The organism is Stenotrophomonas sp. YJH_SMC_57 (assembly GCF_059369755.1).
Window position 1 is genome coordinate 69,167 of record NZ_JCAFSZ010000016.1, and the last position, 17,750, is coordinate 86,916.

Below are 17,750 nucleotides of genomic sequence, written 5' to 3' on the forward strand. Positions count from 1 at the left end.
CCCCTATGGTGCAATCGATTGCATTGCTGTGAATCGTTGCGTTTGATACCGGTTGGGAGGCCGGAAGGTGGATGTCCATCCATTCGATCAGACCGGCCCCGGCGACGGGGCTCACGCGGCGCGACGCGCTGCGCCTTGCGGTTGCCGGCGGCATCGGCCTGGGGGCGGCAGGCGTGCTCCCTGCCTTCGCAGCCGATGCGCCGCTCAAGGGTCACCTGAAGCATTCCGTCGCGCGCTGGACCTTCCCGCAGCTGTCGGTGGCCCAGCTCTGCAGCACGGTGAAGGGCATCGGCTTCGCCGCCATCGATCTGGTCGGTCCGGAGGACTGGCCCACGCTGAAGGCCCATGACGTGTACAGCTCGATGTGCAACGGCGCAGAGCTGGGCCTGACCCAGGGTTTTGCCGGCCGCCAGTTCCACGATGAACTGGTGGAGCGCTACACGCGGCACATTGACCTGGTCGCCGATGCCGGCTATCGCAATCTCATCTGCTTCTCCGGCAACCGCAACGGCATGGACCCGCAGGACGGCATGGCCAATGCCGAGGCCGGCCTCAAGCGCATCCTCGGCCATGCCGAGAAGCGCGGCGTGGTGCTGGTGATGGAGCTGCTGAATTCCAGGGTCGACCATCACGACTACCTGTGCGACCACTCCGCCTGGGGCGTGGAGCTGTGCCAGCGGCTGGGCTCGGACAACTTCGGCCTGCTGTACGACATCTATCACATGCAGATCATGGAGGGCGACATCATCGCCACCATCGGCAGGCATCACGCCTGCTTCAAGCATTACCACACCGCAGGCGTGCCCGGCCGGCACGAGATCGGAGACCAGCAGGAACTCCAGTATCCGGCCATCTGTCGCGCGATCCGCGATACCGGCTTCAAGGGCTATCTGGCACAAGAATTCACCCCTGTGGCGCCAGACCCCATCAACTCTCTGCGCGAGGCGATCCGCCTCTGCGACGTCTGAAACGATATCCACCCAGGTGAGAAACCCATGGCAGATAATCACTACGACGCCATCGTTGTTGGCTCGGGAATCAGTGGCGGTTGGGCGGCGAAGGAGCTGACCGAGAAGGGGCTGAAGGTCCTGATGCTGGAACGTGGCCGCAACATCGAGCACGTCAAGGACTATGTGAACGCGATGAAGGAAGCGTGGGACTTCCCGCATCGCAACCGGCCCACCCAGGCGATGAAGGCCGACTTTCCTGTGCTGATGCGCGACTACGGCCTGGCCGAAAACCTGGAAGGGATGTGGGCCAACGAACAGGACTCGCCCTACATCGAGACCCAGCGCTTCGACTGGTTTCGTGGCTATCACGTCGGTGGCCGCTCATTGCTGTGGGGGCGGCAGAGCTATCGCTTCTCCGATCTGGATTTCGAGGCGAACCTGAAGGACGGCATCGCCACCGACTGGCCGATCCGCTACGCCGACATCGCGCCGTGGTACGACCATGTGGAGAAGTTCGCCGGCATCGCCGGCACGCGCGAAGGCCTGGACGTGTTGCCGGACGGCGAATTCCTGCCGCCGATCCCGTTGAACATCGTCGAGAAGGACGTGGCCGCGCGGATCAAGAAGGCGTTTGGTGGCACCCGCCACATGATCCACTCGCGCACCGCCAACATCACCCAGCCGATGCCCGAGCAGGGTCGCGTCAACTGCCAGTACCGCAACAAGTGCATCCTGGGTTGTCCGTTCGGCGCCTATTTCTCGACCCAGGCGGCGACGCTGCCGGCGGCGATGAAAACCGGCAACCTGACGTTGCGGCCGTTCTCGATCGTCAAGGAAGTGCTCTACGACAAGGATCGCAAGCGTGCGCGCGGCGTGGAGGTCATCGATGCCGAGACCGGCCAGACCTACCAGTACACCGCCAAGGTCATCTTCCTCAACGCCTCCTCCTTCAACTCCACCTGGCTGCTGATGAACTCGGCCACCGATGTCTGGGAGGGTGGCCTGGGTTCCTCGTCCGGCGAACTGGGCCACAACGTGATGGACCATCATTTCGGAGCAGGCGCCTCGGGCCGCGTCGAGGGTTACGAAGATAAGTACTACTTCGGCCGTCGTCCGTGCGGTTTCTATATTCCGCGGTTCCGCAACGTTGCCGCCGACACGCGCGGTTACCTGCGCGGGTTCGGCTACCAGGGCGGCGCCAGCCGCACAGGCTGGTCGCGCGAGATCGCCGAGTTGAACATCGGTGCCGATTTGAAGGACGCGCTGACCGTGCCCGGTGACTGGCGCATCGGCATGACCGGGTTCGGTGAAATGCTGCCGCACCACGACAATACGATCCGCCTGGACCGCGAGCGCAAGGACAAGTGGGGGCTGCCGGTGCTGGCGATGGACGTCGCCATGCGCGCCAACGAACTGGCCATGCGCAAGGACATGGCCGCCGATGCCGCCGAGATGCTGGAGGCAGCCGGGGTCAAGGACGTGAAGATGCACGACAACGACTACGCGCCGGGCAAGGGAATCCATGAAATGGGAACCGCGCGCATGGGCCGTGATCGGAAGAGCTCGGTATTGAACCAGCACAACCAGGTCTGGGATGCACCCAACGTCTATGTCACCGACGGTGCCTGCATGACCTCCAGCGCCTGCGTGAATCCGTCGCTGACCTACATGGCGCTGACCGCCCGCGCCGCCGACCATGCCGTGCGCGAACTGAAAGCGGGGAACCTCTGATGGATCGCCGCGAACTGCTGAAGATGATCGTCGCTGCCACGGGTGCGGCCATGGTCGGTCTGCCTGCGCTGGTGCAGGGCAAGGCACCGGCTGCCGGGGTGATGCCTGCGTTCTCCGACGCCGACATCGCCTTGCTGGACGAGATTGCCGAGACGATCCTGCCACGGACGAAAACACCGGGAGCGAAGGATGCCGGTGCCGGCCGGTTCATGGCGACCTTCGTCACCGACTGCTACACCGCCCGGCAGCAGGCGACGTTCCGCGCCGGCCTCGCCGATATCGACGCGCGCTCCGGTAGCCGCTTCGCATCGCTCACGCCAGACGCCCGTACCACGCTGCTGCGCACGCTGGATGCGGAGGCAAAGGCACGCACGGCCGAGGTGACCGAGACGGGCACTCCGGAAGAGGGGGAGGCGATGCCGCATTACTTCACGATGCTCAAGCAGCTGGCCATCTTCGGCTTCTTCACGTCGAAGGTCGGTGCGACCGAAGTGCTGCACTACGTTGCGGTACCGGGTCGCTACGATGGCGACCTGGCCTATGTTGCCGGCACGCCTGCATGGGGGACCAGCTGATGGAGCGCTGCATGATGATCAAGCCGCTGCTGATTGCGGCCGGTGTACTGGCCGCCGGTTCCGTGTTCGCACAGGAGGGCGCCGACCCTGCGCGCGATCCGAAGAAGACCGAGGTGTGGACGCCGGTGCCTGCAACCGTGGCCACGCCGCCAGGCAAGGCGCCGTCCGACGCCATCGTATTGTTCGATGGCAAGGATGTCTCGGCCTGGGAGTCCGAGCAGGGTGGGCGCGTGCCCTGGAAGGTTGCTGATGGCGCCATGACTGTCGTGCCCGGCAGCAAGGGCATTCGCACGAAGCAACGCTTCTGCGACGTGCAGCTGCATGTCGAGTGGCGCACCCCAACCGATACGAAGGGCTTCGATGGACAGAACCGCGGCAACAGCGGCATCTTCCTGCAGGAGCTGTATGAGCTGCAGGTGCTGGACAGCTACAACAATCCGACTTATGCCAACGGCCAGGCGGGCTCGATCTACAAGCAGGCCATGCCGCTGGTGAATGCCTCGCGCGCGCCGGGCCAGTGGCAGGCCTACGACATCCTCTGGAAGGCACCGCGCTTCTCGGCGGGCGGAGGGCTGGTGTCGCCCGCGCGCATCACGGTGCTGCACAACGGCGTGCTGGTGCAGGACGACACCGTGCTGGCGGGCAGAACCGAATACATCGGTGCACCTTCCTATGCGCCACACGCGTGCGCACCGCTCTATCTGCAGGAACATGATTCCAGGGTCAGCTACCGCAACATCTGGGTGCGCGAACTGTAGTGGCATACGGCCGGCGTGGTCGCCGGCCGCTTACTTCGCCAGGTAGCTGGCGATGTCGTTGATTTCCTGCTGCGAGAGCTGGGAGAAGGGCGGCATCAGCCCACCGCCCTTGCTGATCTTTTCCTTGATCTGCGCCGGTGCCATGCGCTTGCCGATGTCGGTGAGCGCCGGGAAGGCGCCCGGCATGCCCGCACGATCGGCGCCGTGGCAGGCCACGCAGTTCGCGGTGTAGAGCTTTGCACCCGCAGCCGGGTCGTCCTTGCACCAGGCGGCCGTTGCGGAGCCCAGGCCGCCCAGGGCCACGGCCATTGCCAGGATCATTTTCATGTGGGGCTCCTTCATGCGTCAGGGCTGCGCACGGGTGGGCGCATCGACGGTCAGGTGTTCACGCAGGTAGTCCGCGCCGGTCTGGATGACCTTGGCCGGATCGCGCGGTTGGTCATGTTCGACGATGTACCAGTGCACGCCAGCGGCCGCTGCGGCCGGCAGGATCGCGTTCCAGTCCAGCACGCCCTGGCCGACCGCGGCGAATCCGCCCTCGTCTTCGGCCTGGCCCTTGGGGGCATTGTCCTTGGCGTGAACGGCGAAGACATGGCCGCGGAACTTGCCCAGCATCGCCGCAGGGTCCAGGCCGGCACGCGCGACCCAGGCCAGGTCCAGCTCGGTCTGCAGGTCGGGACCGGCGGCGGCGAACAGCAGTTCCAGCCCCGTCCTGCCGTTGAAGTCGGCCAGCTCGAAGTCGTGGTTGTGGTAGGCCAGGCGCATGCCCTTGGCCCGCACCTGTTTGGCGATGCGGCCCAGTTCCTGGCCCAATGCGGTCCAGCCTGCGGCATCGGCCGGCCGGTCCTTCTGGTCCAGGTAGGGCACCACCAGCGTGCTGTTGCCGATCGCGCGGTTGAAGGTCACCACGCCATCCAGATTGTTGCGCAGCTCGGCCAATGGCACGTGCGACGAAATGGCCCTGATCGAATAGCGGTCCAGCAGCTGCTTGAGGTCCGCCGCACTGGCGTTCTGCGTGCCGACCGTTTCCACCGCATGCACGCCCGCGTCGTGGACGATCTTCAACTGCTGCTCGAGCGATCCGGCATTGCGCAGGGTATACATCTGCACCGCGATCGGCTTCTGCGTACTTGCGGCTTCGCCTGCGAAGGCCGGCAGGGCGGCGAGCAGCAGCAGAACGAGGCTTGCGGTCCTGCGGACAGGGGCTTTCATCAAGAGATCCTCCCGGGTTTCAACCGATGGCGGTCCAGGCGCGTGTCCTGGCCGATGTGATGACGCGGTCGACGATCAGCGCCGAGCGCACGCCATCATCGAAGGTAGGCAGGCCCTCGGGCCGCTCGCCGTCGATGGCGTGATAGGTGTCGGCGACAAAGGCCTCGAAGCATTGGGCATAACCCTGTGCGTGCCCGGCCGGCAACACCGACAACCGGCGCTGTTCGGCACTGCCGGCGCCCGGCCCGCGCACGAAGGTCTCTTCGCGCTGGTCGGGCCGCCCGATCCACAGCCGCTCGGCGTCTTCCTGGTTGAACGCCACGCTGGCCCTGGCACCATCGATCTCGAACCAGAGACGATTGCGGCGTCCGGCAGAGACCTGGCTGACCGTCAGTGATGCCAGCGTGCCGTTGCCGGTGCGGAACATCGCCGCCGCCACGTCTTCGCTGGCGACCGGCTGCATCGCGCCGCCGGCTGCCGGGGTGCTGAAACTCTGCCCACCCGCGGTGCCGCGCTCGGCGATCACCGTGTCAAACGCCGCGCTGACCTCGGTGAAACGCTCGCCGCTGACCCATTCCACCAGGTCACACCAGTGCGAGCCGATGTCGGCGAACACACGCGAAGCGCCGCCCAGCGCCGGATCCACGCGCCAGTTGTTGCTGGCCGGGTCCAGCAGCCAGTCCTGCAGGTAACTGCCATGGATGAGGTGCAGTGGCCCGATGTCGCCTGTGGCGATGCGCGCGCGGGCTTCCCGCACCACCGGGTGGTAGCGGTAGACGAAGGGAACCGTGGCGACCAGCCCGCTCGAGCTGGCCAGCGCGGCCAGCGCCCGCGCGTCTTCCAGCGTGGTTGCCAGCGGCTTCTCGCAGACCACGTGCTTGCCGGCCCGCAGTGCAGCTTCGGCCATGGACCGGTGCAGGTGGTTGGGCGTGCAGACGTGCACGACCTGCACCTGCGGGTCGGCCACCACCTCCTCGATATCCCGGTAGCCGCGCGGGACACCCCACGCCTGCGCCACATCGGCGGCGCGTTGCGCGGAAGAGGCGGCCACGCCACGGATATCGGCACCGGCCAGCAAGGCCGCGCGACGATGCACGGCTGCGATCATGCCGGTACCGATGATGGCGATTCCAGGCTTGGGCATCGGCTGCGGTCCTCAGGGCGTGGACGCTGCGGCCGCAACCACCGGCCGGTCGCGGAACAGCAGCAGGAAGGCGATCAGCACGATGAGCGCGACGCCGGCCGGGAACAGCCAGATCTGCTGCCAGTCGGGCCCTGCGGCGGTGGTGTAGTGCTCCACCACCGCGCCGGACAGGAAGGTGCCGATCAGCATGCCCACGCCATAGGTGGCCAGGGTGATGAAGCCCTGCGCACTGCTGCGCGCGTCGGGGCCGGCATGGGCATCGGTGTAGATCTGGCCGGTGACGAAGAAGAAGTCGTAGCAGATGCCATGCAGCACGATGCCGATCACCAGCAGCGAGAAGCCACTGCCGGCATCGCCAAAGGCGAACATGCCGTAGCGCACGACCCACGCCGCCATGCCCACCGCCAGCATCGTCTTGACCCCCAGCCGCACGAACAGGAACGGCATGGCCAGCATCAGCAGCACTTCCGAAACCTGGCCCAGCGACTGCAGGCCCGCGGCGCCGCGCACGCCCAGATCGTTGAGATAGGGGTTGGTGAAGTTGTAGTAGAACGAGAGCGGGATGCAGATGGCGATGGAGGCCAGGAAGAACACCAGATAGGAGCGCGACTTCAGCAGCCGCAGTGAATCCAGCCCGAGGATCTGCCCCAGCCCGGCGTCGCGCTGCCGGGCCAGCGGCGGCGTGTGCGGCAGGGTGAAGGCATACAGGCCGAGCAGCAGCGACGCCAGCGCGGCCATCTGGAAGGTCAGCTCGAGCCGGTGTGCCTGCTCCCAGCCCATCAAGCCGATCAGCACGCCGGCGATGATCCAGCCGATGCTGCCGGCTACGCGCACCAGCGGGAACTGTTTTTCAGGCGATTGCATGTGCCGCATCGCCACGCTGTTGGCCAGTGCCAGGGTCGGCATGAACAGCAGCATGTAGCCCATCACGCAGGCGGAGAATGTGGTGAAGTCCGTCGCGGTGGACGCCAGCCACAGCAGCACCGCACCGGCCAGGTGCAGGACCGCGAGGATGCGCTGCGCCGCGAAGTAGCGATCGGCGATCAGGCCGACCAGGAAGGGCGCGACGATGGCACCGATCGACTGGCTGAGGAAGGCGGTCGCGACCTGGCTTGCACTGGCCTGCAGCGGGCCCTGCACCAGGTACGTGCCCAGGGTGACGAACCACGCTCCCCAGATGAAGAACTGCAGAAACATCATCGCGCCCAAGCGCGACATGGCGTGCGTCATGGCTTGCCCTCCCGGGGCGGTAATGACTCAGATTCCCAGCATGCGGTGCAGTGAAGCGGCGTCGGTGCCGCTGTCGGCGAAATCATCGAAGGCGCGTTCGGTCACGTGGATGATGTGGTCGCGGATGAAGGCAGCGCCTTCGCGCGCGCCGTCCTCCGGGTGTTTCAGGCAGCACTCCCACTCCAGCACCGCCCAGCCCGGAAAGTCGTACTGCGCCATCTTCGAGAAGATCGCCTTGAAGTCGATCTGGCCGTCGCCGAGCGAGCGGAACCGGCCCGGACGATCGATCCAGTCCTGGTAGCCGCCATACACGCCGCTGCTGGCGCTCGCACGGTACTCGGCGTCCTTGACGTGGAAGATGCCGATGCGGTCGTGGTAGCGGTCGATGAAGCCCAGGTAGTCCATCTGCTGCAGCAGCAGGTGGCTGGGGTCGTACAGGATCTTCGCCCGCGGGTGATGATCCACCACGTCGAGGAAGCGCTCGAAGGTGGCGCCGTCGTGCAGGTCCTCGCCGGGGTGGATCTCGAAGCACAGGTCCACGCCGCAGGCGTCGAACGCATCCAGGATCGGGCGCCAGCGGCGGCCCAGTTCGGCGAAGGCTTCGTCCACCAGACCGGGCGGGCGCTGCGGCCAGGGATAGAAGTACGGCCAGGCCAGCGCGCCGGAGAAGGTGGCGTGCGCGGTCAGTCCCAGATGCTGGCTGGCCTTGGCCGCCAGCATCAGCTGATCGACTGCCCAGGCCTGGCGGGTGGCGGGGTTGCCGTGCACCGCAGGCGGTGCGAAGCCGTCAAACAGGCTGTCATAGGCGGGGTGGACGGCGACCAGCTGTCCCTGCAGATGGGTCGACAGTTCGGTGATCTGCACACCGTGCCCGGCCAGCATGCCGGACACATCGTCGCAGTAGCTCTGACTGCGCGCCGCTTGGGCCAGATCGAACAGGTGGGGCGCCGTGGTGGGTACTTGTACGCCAGAATAGCCCAGCCCCGCGGCCCATCCGGCCAACGTGTCCAGCCGATCAAAAGGAGCTTTGTCGCCGATGAACTGCGCCAGGAACAGCGCCGGACCCTTGAGCGTCTTCAAGATGATTCGCCCTCGATGCAATCGATTGCATTACCCTAGCATGGGCCTTCCGCAGACCCGTTGTGCAGTGCACAGCGGAAACAAGAGCTGAAACCATGGCAACCATCTACGACATCGCCAAGCACGTGGGCGTCTCTGCCGGTACGGTGTCGCGGGCACTTTCCCGGCCGGACAAGGTGCTGCCCGCCACGCGCGCGCGCATCGAGCAGGCGGCTGCCGCGCTCGGCTACGTGCCCAATACGGTGGCCAGGACACTCAAGACCCAGCGCAGCGGCAAGATCCTGGTCACCGTGCCGGATATCGCCAATCCATTTTTCGCCCAGATCCTGCAAGGCGCAGAGGAGGCTGCACAGGCGGTCGGCTACGCGGTGCTGCTGGGCGATACCCAGCATCAACCCGACCGCGAGGAGCGCTATGCGCAGATGCTCCGGCGCAACGAGGCCGACGGCATGATCGTGCTGGGGCATCGATTGCCGCCAACGGCGCGTGAGATCGTGCAGCAACGCGGCGTCGCCGCGCCGGTGGTCAACGGATGCGAGTTCGACCCTGCGCTCGGCATTCCCAGCGTCCACATCGACAACGCGGCGGCTGCACGCGCGGTGATGGAACACCTTTACGGACTGGGTCACGAGCAGATCGCCGTGGTCGGCGGGCCGCCCGACAACCCCCTGCACCAGCAGCGGCTGCAGGGCGTCCGGGCCGCGGGCAAGGCGCGCGGACGCCTGCGCCAGCAGCGGATCGTGCCAGGCGACTTTTCCGTGGAATCCGGCCATGCGGCGGCGATGGCGTTGCTGGACGTGGCACCGGCACCGACCGCGATCTTCTGCTTCAGCGACCAGATGGCGCTGGGCGCCCTGGCGGCCTGCCGTGAGCGGGGTGTCCGCGTGCCGGATGACCTGTCCATCGTCGGGTTCGACGACCTGGCGTCCTCGCGTTACCTCACGCCGCCGTTGACGACCATCCGGCAGCCGATGCGCGAGATCGGCGAGCGCGCAGTCAAACTGCTGCTGGCGATCATCGAGCATGCCGATGTGCCGCTTCAGCAGACGCTGGATTTCAGCCTGATGCTGCGGGGCTCGACGGCGGCGCCCGGGCCAGGTCGCGACCTTGATCCCTTGATCCCGAATTGACGCGAAGCTGTCAGACTCACGCCAGGCAGCCCGGCACGCGTCGAGGTGGAGTGCCGGGCTGGAGTGCTGAGATGGAACGTGCGATCGCGCAAGGGGGTCGGCAATGCCGTTCTTGACTGACTCGACCGAGGTCGCGGTCGAAGGTATCGGCGCGGCGCGGCGCATCGGCTGGATGCGCTTCGTGGGCAATGGCCTGGGCGCGATCCCGATCGCCTCGATCATCCTGGAACGCCATGACGGTGCGCTGGCCTGGGTCCTGCTGCTGCTCAATGCACTGGCCTGGCCCGCGCTCGCGCTGCTGCTGACCCACCGTTCCCGGCAGCCTGCCGTGGTCCAGTTCCGCTGCATGGTGGCCGATTCGTTGTTCGGCGGTGGCTGGATCGCCTTCATGGGGTTGAGCGCGGTGCCCAGTGCACTGTTCGCGGCGCTGCTGGTTGCGGACAAGATCGCGGCCGGCGGCGTGCGCCTGGCAATGCGCGCCACGCTGGCACTGGTGCTGGGTTTTGCGATCACCTGGTGGGCCCTCGGGTTTCCCTACCAACCGGTGACCTCGCAGCGCACGATCGTGCTCAGCGTGCCGTTCCTGTTCGTCTACGGCATCGGTCTGAGCATCCTCAGCTGGCAGCTGGCGCGTCGGGTGAAATCGCAGAACCGGCAGCTGCAGCGCTTGAGCCGGATGGACCCGCTGGTCGAGCTGGCCAACCGCGGCTTCCTGATCCTGCGCGCGCAACAGGCGCTGGACAAGGCGCAGCGCCAGGGCGGTTTTGCCTGCCTGCTGATGCTGGACGTGGATGATTTCAAGCGCATCAATGACTCGCATGGCCATCGTGCCGGTGATGAAGTCCTGCGGCACATCGCTTCGACCCTGCGCGCGTTTGCCCGGCCCGGTGACACCCCGGCGCGCCTCGGTGGCGACGAGTTCGTCGTGCTGCTGCACGACTGCGCGCCGGTGGATGCGATGCATGTGGCCGAGCGGGTGCGCCTGCACCTGCTCGAGGCCGCCCGCCAGGCCACCCCGGGCGTGGAGTTCAGCGTCAGCATCGGCATTGCTGCCACGCCACGCGGCGGTAGCGTGGAGGACTGGCTGGCGCAGGCCGACCGGGCGCTGTACCACGCCAAGCGGCAGGGCAAGAACAACGCCAGCTACGGCGAACACGGCGCCGCCCAATGACGGCGTAACGGCCGTTCATCCTGCACACGGAATCGCACGGCCAATCCTCTACCATGGGCCACCCCGCCCGGACGTGCCCCCATGCAAGACGCCCCTGTTGTGCAGCCCAAGCCCCCCGTTCCGAGGATCGCGGCCTGGCTGATGATGCTGCTGGGCATGTGGCTGGCGCTGAAGCTGGGCCTGGTGGTGACGCTGCTGTCGGGCCTGCTGGTGTTCCAGCTGACCCACCTGCTGGCTTCCACCGTGGAAGGCCGGCTGCCACCGGGTCGGGCGCGGGCGATCGCGGTGATCGTGCTGTCGGCGGTCATCATCAGCGCGCTGGTACTGGCCGGGATCGGCGTGGCCTCGTTCTTCCGCAACGAGACCGGCGGGCCGGACGCGCTGCTGGCGCGGCTGATGGAGATCCTCAATTCGTCGCGGCACCAGGTGCCGGCGCTGTTGCAGCCCTACATTCCCGAAGACATGCCGGCGCTGCGCGCAGCGCTGAACGACTGGGCCGCCGAGCACCAGCGCCAGCTGGGCGTGGCCGGTACCTCGGTGGTGCAGGTAGGCGTGCGCGTACTGATCGGCATGGTGCTGGGCGCGATGATCGCGCTGTATGACGAGTTGCCGCTGCCGAAAATGGGGCCGCTGGCGCAGGAACTGATCGGCCGCACCAGCCGCCTGGCCACTGCGTTCCGCCAGGTGGTGTTCGCGCAGGTGAAGATCTCGCTGCTCAACACCGTGTTCACCGCCATTTTCCTGCTGGGTGTGCTGCCCTTGTTCGGGGTGCACCTGCCGTTGTCGAAGACGCTGGTGCTGATCACCTTCGTCGCCGGGCTGCTGCCGGTGGTGGGCAACATCATCTCCAACACCATCATCACCATCGTCGCGTTGTCGGTGTCGTTCTACGTGGCGGTGGCGGCGCTGCTGTACCTGATCGTCATCCACAAGCTGGAATATTTCCTCAACGCGCGCATCGTCGGTGGCGAGATCCAGGCACGCGCCTGGGAACTGCTGCTGGCCATGCTGGTGATGGAGGCGGCGTTCGGCCTGCCGGGGCTGGTGGCCGCGCCGGTGTTCTATGCCTATGTGAAGCGGGAACTGGTGGATCAACGCTGGATCTGACCCCGCTGACGTGACGGATCTGTTTCGGTGAGCCGGGTGCCGCCTCTTGGCGGCACGTTCGCGATGACTGGGGTATACGCAGTGGCAGGGGCCGCGTAGTGCTGGCTTGGCACTGCCGGGGCCGCTCAGTACAGTGATCCGCACGTCAGGGGAAAGTTGAATGGCCGGCAAGGTATCGCCCATCGGGTTGCGGACCTGGGTCTGGATCCTGGCGGGACTGTTCGTGGTCTGCACCCTGCCGCTGATGGTCATCGCCCTGGTCCAGGGCACGATGCGCTATGCCGCCGCCGAGGACAATCTGGTCAGCCTGCGCCAGCTGCGGCAGACGTTTGATCTGGCCAACCTGGTTTCCTCCGAACGCGGCCCGGCCAACAGCCTGCTGGGCGCGCGCGCGGACGAAGGCGCCGAGCAGGCGCGGCTGGCCATGCAGCTGGCCGTGGTGCGGCGGCGGGTCGACGCCGCCATGCTGCAGCTGGACACCGCGTTCAAGGCCGATCCGGGCGAGGTTGATGCGCATGCGATGCTGGCCGATGCGCAACGCCGCCTGAAGTCGGCACGTGCCAGCGTGGACCGGGTGGCGGCGCAGCCGCAGGACGCACGCCGGGTCGAAGACGTGGAGCGCGCGATCAGCAGCATGTTCGCGGTGGTCGACCGCCTGCACCTGCTGACGTCCGCACAGATCAACGTACTGGTCCGCGCCGACCGCGAGGCAGCGATTCCGGCGATGCAGGGCCAGGTGCTGATCGACCTGCGCGAGCACGGCGGGCGTTTGGCGTCCAACGTGATGGCGCCGGTGGCGGTGCCGGGTGCGTGGCGCAACGAGCAGGTGCGCGCGGCGCTGCAGACCGAGGGCCGCCTGCTGGAGCTGTGGCGGCTGGCCGGCAGCCACGAGGCAGTGTTCCGCAGTGACCCGGCGTTGTCCTGGCACTGGGACATGGCGCGGCGGCAGTTTTTCGGTGAATCGCTGCCGATGGTCGAGCAGTTGATCGAAGGCGGTCGTCGTGGTGTACCTCCGCCGTGGACCGCTGCCGAGTTCACCCGGCGCTATGTGCCGACGCTGCAGTCGCTGGAGGCGCTGCGCGATGGCTACCTGAGTGTGTCCATTGCCCGCTTCGAACATACCCGCAACCGCGCGGCCATGCGCCTGGCAGTGCTGGTAGCGACGGTCGTGGGTACGCTGCTGGTGCTGGGCGTGGCCCTGCGCATTGCCCATGTGCAGATCCTGCGCCCGCTGTTGCAGGCACAGCGGCAGGTGATCCAGATCGCCTCCGACGCACCGGGGCCGGAGCAGCACGTCACCCATCCGCTGGCGGAAATGCAGCGCCTGTTCGATGCGATCGAAGTCCTGCGCGAAACCTCGCGCGAACGCTCGGCGCTGACCAGTGAGCTGCGGCAGCTGGCGGGTACCGATGAACTGACCGGGCTGTTGAACCGCCGCGCGCTGGACCAGCGGGTGCAGCAGCGCCATGCCGAGGGCGCTGCGGCGGCGGTGGTGATCCTGCTGGACGTGGACCGCTTCAAGTCGATCAATGACGGCCATGGGCATGATGCCGGCGACGAGGTGCTGGTGCAGGTCGCGCAGCTGCTGCAGCGCCACCTGCGCCGCAGCGACAGCATCGCCCGCTACGGTGGCGAAGAGTTCCTGGTGCTGCTGGCCGATGGCGATCTGGATGCCGGTCGCCGGCTGGCCGAATCGCTGCGGTTGGCGCTGCAGCAGCTGGATATCGTGGTGGGCGGCGATAGCACGCTGCGCGTGACCGCCAGCTTCGGCGTGGCCGAGGGCGGTACCGACGCACTGGGCTGGCGCACCCTGCTGCGCGCGGCCGATGCGGCGATGTACCAGGCCAAGGCACAAGGCCGCGACCGCGTGCGGGTTGCCGGTGGGGGACGCACCTCACGTTGACCGGTCATGTTCATCGCCGGCGCACGTGGCGCGCCCTACACTGGCGGCCCGATCGCTGCAGGAGCCCACCATGACCGTGCATCCCCTTGCCTTCGCCGCACTGCTTGCGGGCCTGCTGGCCGGCTGCGCCAGCCCCGCATCGAAGACCACGGCCGATGAGCCGCGCCCTCCCTCGATCGCGGCCGGCATGAGCCCGGTGCCTGCGTTCACCGGTGGCGGGGCAGGGTGGAGCATCGAGATCGCGTCCACCGGCAACGGCAACCACGATGCCAGCCTCAGCGCCGATGGCCGTACCCACAAGGGTACGTTGCGCTATCTCGGGCAGCCGGCCGATGCGCCCAGTTCGCTGATCGTGCTCAATGGTGAGCTGGACAGGCAGCCCGCCATTGTCGAGATCAAGCGCGAGTCGTGCCGCAATGCCGATGGTGTCGACACCCTGGCCAGCGTGCAGGTGACGATGGAAGGGCAACCGCAGCGACGCGGTTGCGGCCACCTCGCGGTGTACTGAGCCGACCGGCAGCATGCTCGATATTCCCACCCTGCACACCGCGCGCCTGCGGCTGCGTCCTCAACAGCTGGATGACTTCGGCATCTATGCCGCGTTCCTGGCGTCGCCACGCGCGCGCGGCATGGGCGGTCCATTCGATGAGGTTGCCGCGTGGGGCCAGTTCTGCCATGACCTGGCGAGCTGGCATCTGTTCGGCCATGGTGCGTTGATGATCGAACGGGCCGACACCGGTGCCTGCATCGGCCAGGTGGGTATCAACCATGGCCCGCTGTTTCCGGAGAAGGAACTGGGTTGGCTGCTGTATGACGGCCACGAAGGGCAGGGCTTCGCCACTGAAGCGGCCGGGGCACTGCGCGACTGGGCCTTCGTGGTGGCACAGCTGCCGACCCTGGTCAGCTACATGGCGCCGGACAACCTCGCATCACAGGCCGTTGCGCAGCGCCTCGGCGGTGTGCTGGATGAGCATGCCGTGCGCAGCGATGCGGAGGATCTGGTGTACCGCTACAACGCCGGGTAGTGCCGGCCGCGGGCGGGTTTCCTCAATGCACTGCGCCCGCCGCGCACTCATCGAGGTCGGCCAGTTCCGGCGCCAGCGCATGCTCGACCGCACGGCGCAGCAGCGCCGGCGCGACATAGTGGCGGTGCGTGCTATCGATCAACGCCATGTAGACGCGGCCGAACGCATTGTGGGTCTGCACGCGCGAACCAAGGCTGATCTCGATGTGGCCGCCGGCACGCAGCTGCACGCGCACGCTGCTGCGGAAACGCAGGTGGCGATCATCGGCACCGAGCAGTACTTCCGCGCACTGGTCATCTGCATCGACCCGTGAATCCAGCACCGGATAGCGGCCGGCGAAGAGCCGGCTGCGGTCATTGGACAGCAGCGACGATACCGGGCAGCCCAGCGGGGAGGTGCGCAGCCGCATCGGTGCAACCAGGCGGTTGCGCAGCGCCATCAACCGGCCCACGCCGCTGGGGCGATTGCGGAGGAAGCCTTCCAGTACGTCGGCCAGCAGTGCCGACGCGGAACGGTGGACTGCCTGCATGCTGTCCAGCCGCACTGTGGCCAGGTCCTGGTAATGGCTGAGCGGCAATGCTGCGGCCAGCAGGCCATCGCTGGGTGGCACCTGCGAATGGAGGGGATAGGCGGGCGTAGCGCGTTCGACGAACCCGCGATGTCGCTGCAATGCGATCCGCCGCAGCGGGCCGAACACCGCTCGGGTGCGCGTGCACAGCCGTGCGCGGAGGCTGGGTGGCGCGGCCTGCAGTGACAGCTGTACCAGTGGTGTGGCCGCCAGCGCGGCGGCGGTGGGCCAGCATGCTTCCGGCAGCACATCGGTCAGGCTGGGAATGTCGGCGGCATTGAGCAGTACCTGCGCACGGGTGTGCTCGCTCATCGCACCGGCCAGTTCATTGCTGTGGCACGACAGCGCAAACAGCGCCGGGTGCTGGGGGTGGGTCGACGCGAACTGGTGCCAGGTCCCGCCACCGAAGCGCACCGTGAACAGGCAGTCCGGTGGGATGCGGATGCGCCGCAGCGTGCGTGGGATGCAGCCGGGGTCCCGCGCCAGCTGCGCGTCGGAAGCGCTGGCAAAGCGCAGCTCGGTGCCACCGCTTCCGGCGATGGCCGTGAACATGCGCGGACCGGCATGGCGATGGAATGGATGGCCGCCAGCTCCGACAGCGAAGCTGTACAGCGAGGATGGGTCGCCTTGCTGCAGATGCATGCTGCCCAGCCGTGCGGAGGGCTCATCCAGCGCATCGATGAAGGCCGGGTGGTGGCGTTGGCGCTGGCTGGCGTCGGTGATCAGGGCATCACCGGCACCGATCCCCAATTGTGCGATCAGCGTGACTTCGGTGGGACTGGCTCCTTCCTGGCCGGGAAGCTGGACGGCTGGAAACGAACGGCGGTCGCGGGTCGAGCCAGGCATGGTCGCGCTCCTTGGCAGGGATGCTCAGCGGGCAGGGGACTTGCGGCGGGCACGGGCCTCGCGCTTGAGCGGACCGCCCACCGGGCAGACTTCAGCCGCCCAGGAAAACAGCGTATTGGCCAGGCGGTCGGGCACCTGCCGGAAGTACACGAACTGACCGCGCTTCTCGCGTTCTATCAGCCCTGCCTCCTCGAGGATGCGCAGGTGGCTGGACAGCGCCGGCTTGCTGAAATCGAAGCGCCCGGCCAGCTCGCCCGCACTGAGCTCACCAGCGCTGAGGTAGGCCAGGATCTGCCGGCGGGCGGTGGAGGCGAGCGCTTCGAAGATACGGTCCATGGCGAGCTAATTAACTAATTCGTTAATTAATGGTCTTCCTGTGCAGGGCGGCTGTCAAGCGCCGCGTTGACTGCTTCGCTCGCGATTCACCCTTTCACGCGGGTTGTGATATATCGTTTATCGATAAATTCATCCCGGGGTGGCATGCCACCCCAATGCCGGAGGCCGCTTGACCGCTCGACCCGCCCGCGCCAGACCCGCGCGAGGCTTGTTCACCCTGGCCCAGGCCGCCGTGCAGGCCGTGCGCGCGATGTGCTGGCTGGGCATCCTGGCCGCACTGCTGGCCATTCCCCTGGTTGGCCACGACCGCCGCTGGCTGTTGGACAGCGTCCACGATGCCGCTGCTGCGGCCGCGCATGGCAACGATCTGTTCCTGCATTTCTGCCTGGGGCTGGGCGCCATCGTCGTGCTGCTGGTGCTGTGCCTGGTGTTCCTGCGTCATCTGCTGCGGCTGCTGGACTCGGCGGCGCGCGAGCAGCCGTTCACCCACACCAATGCACAGCGCCTGCAGCGCATGGCGTGGTTGATGCTGGCGATGGAGCTGCTGTCGATCCTGATCGGTGCCTACGCGGCCTGGATGGGCCCGGACTTCACCTGGATGGAAGTCGGCGGTGGCATGTCGATCACCGGCCTGGTCGCGGTGCTGATGCTGTTCGTACTGGCACGCGTGTTTGCCGTAGGCGCGGCGATGCGCGATGACCTGGACGGTCTGGTCTGATGGGCACGCGCTGATGGCGATCGTCATCACCCTCGACCGCATGCTGCAGGAACGGGGCATGACCCTGTCCGAGCTGGCCGGGCGCATCGACATCACCCTGGCGAACCTGTCGATCCTGAAGACCGGCAAGGCACGCGCAATCCGCTTTTCCACCCTCGATGCGATCTGCCGCGAGCTGCAGTGCACGCCCGGCGACCTGCTCGGTCATGACCCGGCGCAGGCGCAGGATGCCGATTGAATGACTGCTTTTCTCCCTTACCTACTGA

General features: G+C 66.9%; 19 protein-coding genes. 12 read left to right on the forward strand and 7 right to left on the reverse strand.

Annotated elements, in window-relative coordinates; translation table 11 throughout:
* Positions 1–71 precede the first annotated feature (71 nt).
* From AC5P7U_RS18985 to AC5P7U_RS19000, 4 genes are read left to right on the forward strand one after another with little or no spacing between them, the layout of a single operon-like run.
* On the forward strand, positions 72–968 hold the full coding sequence (locus tag AC5P7U_RS18985) for a hydroxypyruvate isomerase family protein (protein ID WP_197563842.1): 897 nt from the start codon (positions 72–74) through the stop codon (positions 966–968).
* A gap of 27 nt (positions 969–995) precedes the next feature.
* Complete coding sequence (locus AC5P7U_RS18990; RefSeq protein ID WP_197563843.1) at positions 996–2,681, forward strand: GMC oxidoreductase; 1,686 nt, start codon at positions 996–998, stop codon at positions 2,679–2,681.
* Positions 2,681–3,256: a gluconate 2-dehydrogenase subunit 3 family protein gene (locus AC5P7U_RS18995; RefSeq protein WP_197563844.1), complete on the forward strand. Its 576-nt coding sequence runs from the start codon at positions 2,681–2,683 to the stop codon at positions 3,254–3,256. The genes AC5P7U_RS18990 and AC5P7U_RS18995 overlap by 1 nt, the downstream gene beginning before the upstream one ends.
* A gap of 14 nt (positions 3,257–3,270) precedes the next feature.
* Complete coding sequence (locus tag AC5P7U_RS19000) at positions 3,271–4,014, forward strand: 3-keto-disaccharide hydrolase (protein ID WP_414554722.1); 744 nt, start codon at positions 3,271–3,273, stop codon at positions 4,012–4,014.
* A 30-nt stretch (positions 4,015–4,044) separates the two neighbouring features.
* Here the strand turns inward: AC5P7U_RS19000 and AC5P7U_RS19005 are convergent, their stop codons facing one another.
* From AC5P7U_RS19005 to AC5P7U_RS19025, 5 genes are read right to left on the reverse strand one after another with little or no spacing between them, the layout of a single operon-like run.
* A complete protein-coding gene (locus AC5P7U_RS19005) occupies positions 4,045–4,341 on the reverse strand; it encodes a c-type cytochrome (protein ID WP_040008546.1) in 297 nt (98 codons plus the stop codon).
* 18 nt (positions 4,342–4,359) lie between these two features.
* On the reverse strand, positions 4,360–5,226 hold the full coding sequence (locus AC5P7U_RS19010) for a sugar phosphate isomerase/epimerase family protein (protein ID WP_197563846.1): 867 nt from the start codon (positions 5,224–5,226) through the stop codon (positions 4,360–4,362).
* A 19-nt stretch (positions 5,227–5,245) separates the two neighbouring features.
* Positions 5,246–6,370 (reverse strand): Gfo/Idh/MocA family protein, encoded by a 1,125-nt coding sequence (locus AC5P7U_RS19015; RefSeq protein WP_495221353.1) that lies wholly within the window; start codon positions 6,368–6,370, stop codon positions 5,246–5,248.
* Positions 6,371–6,382: 12 nt separating this feature from the next.
* Complete coding sequence (locus AC5P7U_RS19020) at positions 6,383–7,600, reverse strand: nucleoside permease (protein WP_006423851.1); 1,218 nt, start codon at positions 7,598–7,600, stop codon at positions 6,383–6,385.
* A 27-nt stretch (positions 7,601–7,627) separates the two neighbouring features.
* On the reverse strand, positions 7,628–8,680 hold the full coding sequence (locus tag AC5P7U_RS19025; RefSeq protein ID WP_197563848.1) for a TIM barrel protein: 1,053 nt from the start codon (positions 8,678–8,680) through the stop codon (positions 7,628–7,630).
* Between the two features lie 95 nt (positions 8,681–8,775).
* On the opposite strand from AC5P7U_RS19025, the gene AC5P7U_RS19030 reads away from it, so the two are divergent.
* The 6 genes from AC5P7U_RS19030 to AC5P7U_RS19055 all read left to right on the forward strand — a co-directional run bounded on the left by AC5P7U_RS19030 (position 8,776) and on the right by AC5P7U_RS19055 (position 15,016).
* On the forward strand, positions 8,776–9,810 hold the full coding sequence (locus AC5P7U_RS19030; RefSeq protein WP_006423855.1) for a LacI family DNA-binding transcriptional regulator: 1,035 nt from the start codon (positions 8,776–8,778) through the stop codon (positions 9,808–9,810).
* Between the two features lie 103 nt (positions 9,811–9,913).
* Positions 9,914–10,981: a sensor domain-containing diguanylate cyclase gene (locus tag AC5P7U_RS19035; protein WP_006423857.1), complete on the forward strand. Its 1,068-nt coding sequence runs from the start codon at positions 9,914–9,916 to the stop codon at positions 10,979–10,981.
* Between the two features lie 81 nt (positions 10,982–11,062).
* Complete coding sequence (locus AC5P7U_RS19040) at positions 11,063–12,088, forward strand: AI-2E family transporter (protein ID WP_006423859.1); 1,026 nt, start codon at positions 11,063–11,065, stop codon at positions 12,086–12,088.
* A gap of 160 nt (positions 12,089–12,248) precedes the next feature.
* Entirely contained in the window at positions 12,249–13,991 is a 1,743-nt protein-coding gene (locus AC5P7U_RS19045) for a GGDEF domain-containing protein (protein WP_495221354.1), read from the forward strand.
* 70 nt (positions 13,992–14,061) lie between these two features.
* Positions 14,062–14,499, forward strand: coding sequence for a hypothetical protein (locus tag AC5P7U_RS19050; protein WP_197563850.1), 438 nt, complete (start codon positions 14,062–14,064; stop codon positions 14,497–14,499).
* Between the two features lie 13 nt (positions 14,500–14,512).
* Positions 14,513–15,016 carry a GNAT family N-acetyltransferase gene (locus tag AC5P7U_RS19055; RefSeq protein WP_006423917.1) on the forward strand — a complete coding sequence of 168 codons (504 nt, stop codon included), beginning with the start codon at positions 14,513–14,515 and terminating at the stop codon, positions 15,014–15,016.
* 22 nt (positions 15,017–15,038) lie between these two features.
* Here the strand turns inward: AC5P7U_RS19055 and AC5P7U_RS19060 are convergent, their stop codons facing one another.
* Both AC5P7U_RS19060 and AC5P7U_RS19065 read right to left on the reverse strand, forming a co-directional pair.
* The gene (locus AC5P7U_RS19060; protein WP_006423918.1) at positions 15,039–16,430 is read right to left on the reverse strand and encodes a DUF2867 domain-containing protein; all 1,392 of its coding nucleotides are present in this window, start codon (positions 16,428–16,430) and stop codon (positions 15,039–15,041) included.
* A 24-nt stretch (positions 16,431–16,454) separates the two neighbouring features.
* Complete coding sequence (locus AC5P7U_RS19065; protein WP_006423919.1) at positions 16,455–16,766, reverse strand: metalloregulator ArsR/SmtB family transcription factor; 312 nt, start codon at positions 16,764–16,766, stop codon at positions 16,455–16,457.
* Positions 16,767–17,016: 250 nt separating this feature from the next.
* Between AC5P7U_RS19065 and AC5P7U_RS19070 the strand changes: the two genes are divergently transcribed.
* Both AC5P7U_RS19070 and AC5P7U_RS19075 read left to right on the forward strand, forming a co-directional pair.
* The gene (locus AC5P7U_RS19070; RefSeq protein ID WP_197563856.1) at positions 17,017–17,484 is read left to right on the forward strand and encodes a DUF2975 domain-containing protein; all 468 of its coding nucleotides are present in this window, start codon (positions 17,017–17,019) and stop codon (positions 17,482–17,484) included.
* Positions 17,485–17,497: 13 nt separating this feature from the next.
* Positions 17,498–17,722 (forward strand): helix-turn-helix domain-containing protein, encoded by a 225-nt coding sequence (locus AC5P7U_RS19075; protein WP_005408494.1) that lies wholly within the window; start codon positions 17,498–17,500, stop codon positions 17,720–17,722.
* The last annotated feature ends 28 nt before the right edge of the window (positions 17,723–17,750 follow it).

Excerpts from the sequence above, each read along its gene's own strand:
- AC5P7U_RS19005 (WP_040008546.1), bottom strand. The coding sequence starts at position 4,341 with ATGAAAATGATCCTGGCAATGGCCGTGGCCCTGGGCGGCCTGGGCTCC.
- AC5P7U_RS19020 (WP_006423851.1), bottom strand. The coding sequence starts at position 7,600 with ATGACGCACGCCATGTCGCGCTTGGGCGCGATGATGTTTCTGCAGTTC.
- AC5P7U_RS19070 (WP_197563856.1), top strand. The coding sequence starts at position 17,017 with ATGTGCTGGCTGGGCATCCTGGCCGCACTGCTGGCCATTCCCCTGGTT.
- AC5P7U_RS19035 (WP_006423857.1), top strand. The coding sequence starts at position 9,914 with ATGCCGTTCTTGACTGACTCGACCGAGGTCGCGGTCGAAGGTATCGGC.
- AC5P7U_RS18985 (WP_197563842.1), top strand. The coding sequence starts at position 72 with ATGTCCATCCATTCGATCAGACCGGCCCCGGCGACGGGGCTCACGCGG.
- AC5P7U_RS19065 (WP_006423919.1), bottom strand. The coding sequence starts at position 16,766 with ATGGACCGTATCTTCGAAGCGCTCGCCTCCACCGCCCGCCGGCAGATC.
- AC5P7U_RS19055 (WP_006423917.1), top strand. The coding sequence starts at position 14,513 with ATGCTCGATATTCCCACCCTGCACACCGCGCGCCTGCGGCTGCGTCCT.
- AC5P7U_RS19075 (WP_005408494.1), top strand. The coding sequence starts at position 17,498 with ATGGCGATCGTCATCACCCTCGACCGCATGCTGCAGGAACGGGGCATG.
- AC5P7U_RS19000 (WP_414554722.1), top strand. The coding sequence starts at position 3,271 with ATGATCAAGCCGCTGCTGATTGCGGCCGGTGTACTGGCCGCCGGTTCC.
- AC5P7U_RS19040 (WP_006423859.1), top strand. The coding sequence starts at position 11,063 with ATGCAAGACGCCCCTGTTGTGCAGCCCAAGCCCCCCGTTCCGAGGATC.
- AC5P7U_RS19010 (WP_197563846.1), bottom strand. The coding sequence starts at position 5,226 with ATGAAAGCCCCTGTCCGCAGGACCGCAAGCCTCGTTCTGCTGCTGCTC.
- AC5P7U_RS19050 (WP_197563850.1), top strand. The coding sequence starts at position 14,062 with ATGACCGTGCATCCCCTTGCCTTCGCCGCACTGCTTGCGGGCCTGCTG.
- AC5P7U_RS19015 (WP_495221353.1), bottom strand. The coding sequence starts at position 6,370 with ATGCCCAAGCCTGGAATCGCCATCATCGGTACCGGCATGATCGCAGCC.
- AC5P7U_RS18990 (WP_197563843.1), top strand. The coding sequence starts at position 996 with ATGGCAGATAATCACTACGACGCCATCGTTGTTGGCTCGGGAATCAGT.
- AC5P7U_RS19045 (WP_495221354.1), top strand. The coding sequence starts at position 12,249 with ATGGCCGGCAAGGTATCGCCCATCGGGTTGCGGACCTGGGTCTGGATC.
- AC5P7U_RS19060 (WP_006423918.1), bottom strand. The coding sequence starts at position 16,430 with ATGCCTGGCTCGACCCGCGACCGCCGTTCGTTTCCAGCCGTCCAGCTT.
- AC5P7U_RS18995 (WP_197563844.1), top strand. The coding sequence starts at position 2,681 with ATGGATCGCCGCGAACTGCTGAAGATGATCGTCGCTGCCACGGGTGCG.
- AC5P7U_RS19030 (WP_006423855.1), top strand. The coding sequence starts at position 8,776 with ATGGCAACCATCTACGACATCGCCAAGCACGTGGGCGTCTCTGCCGGT.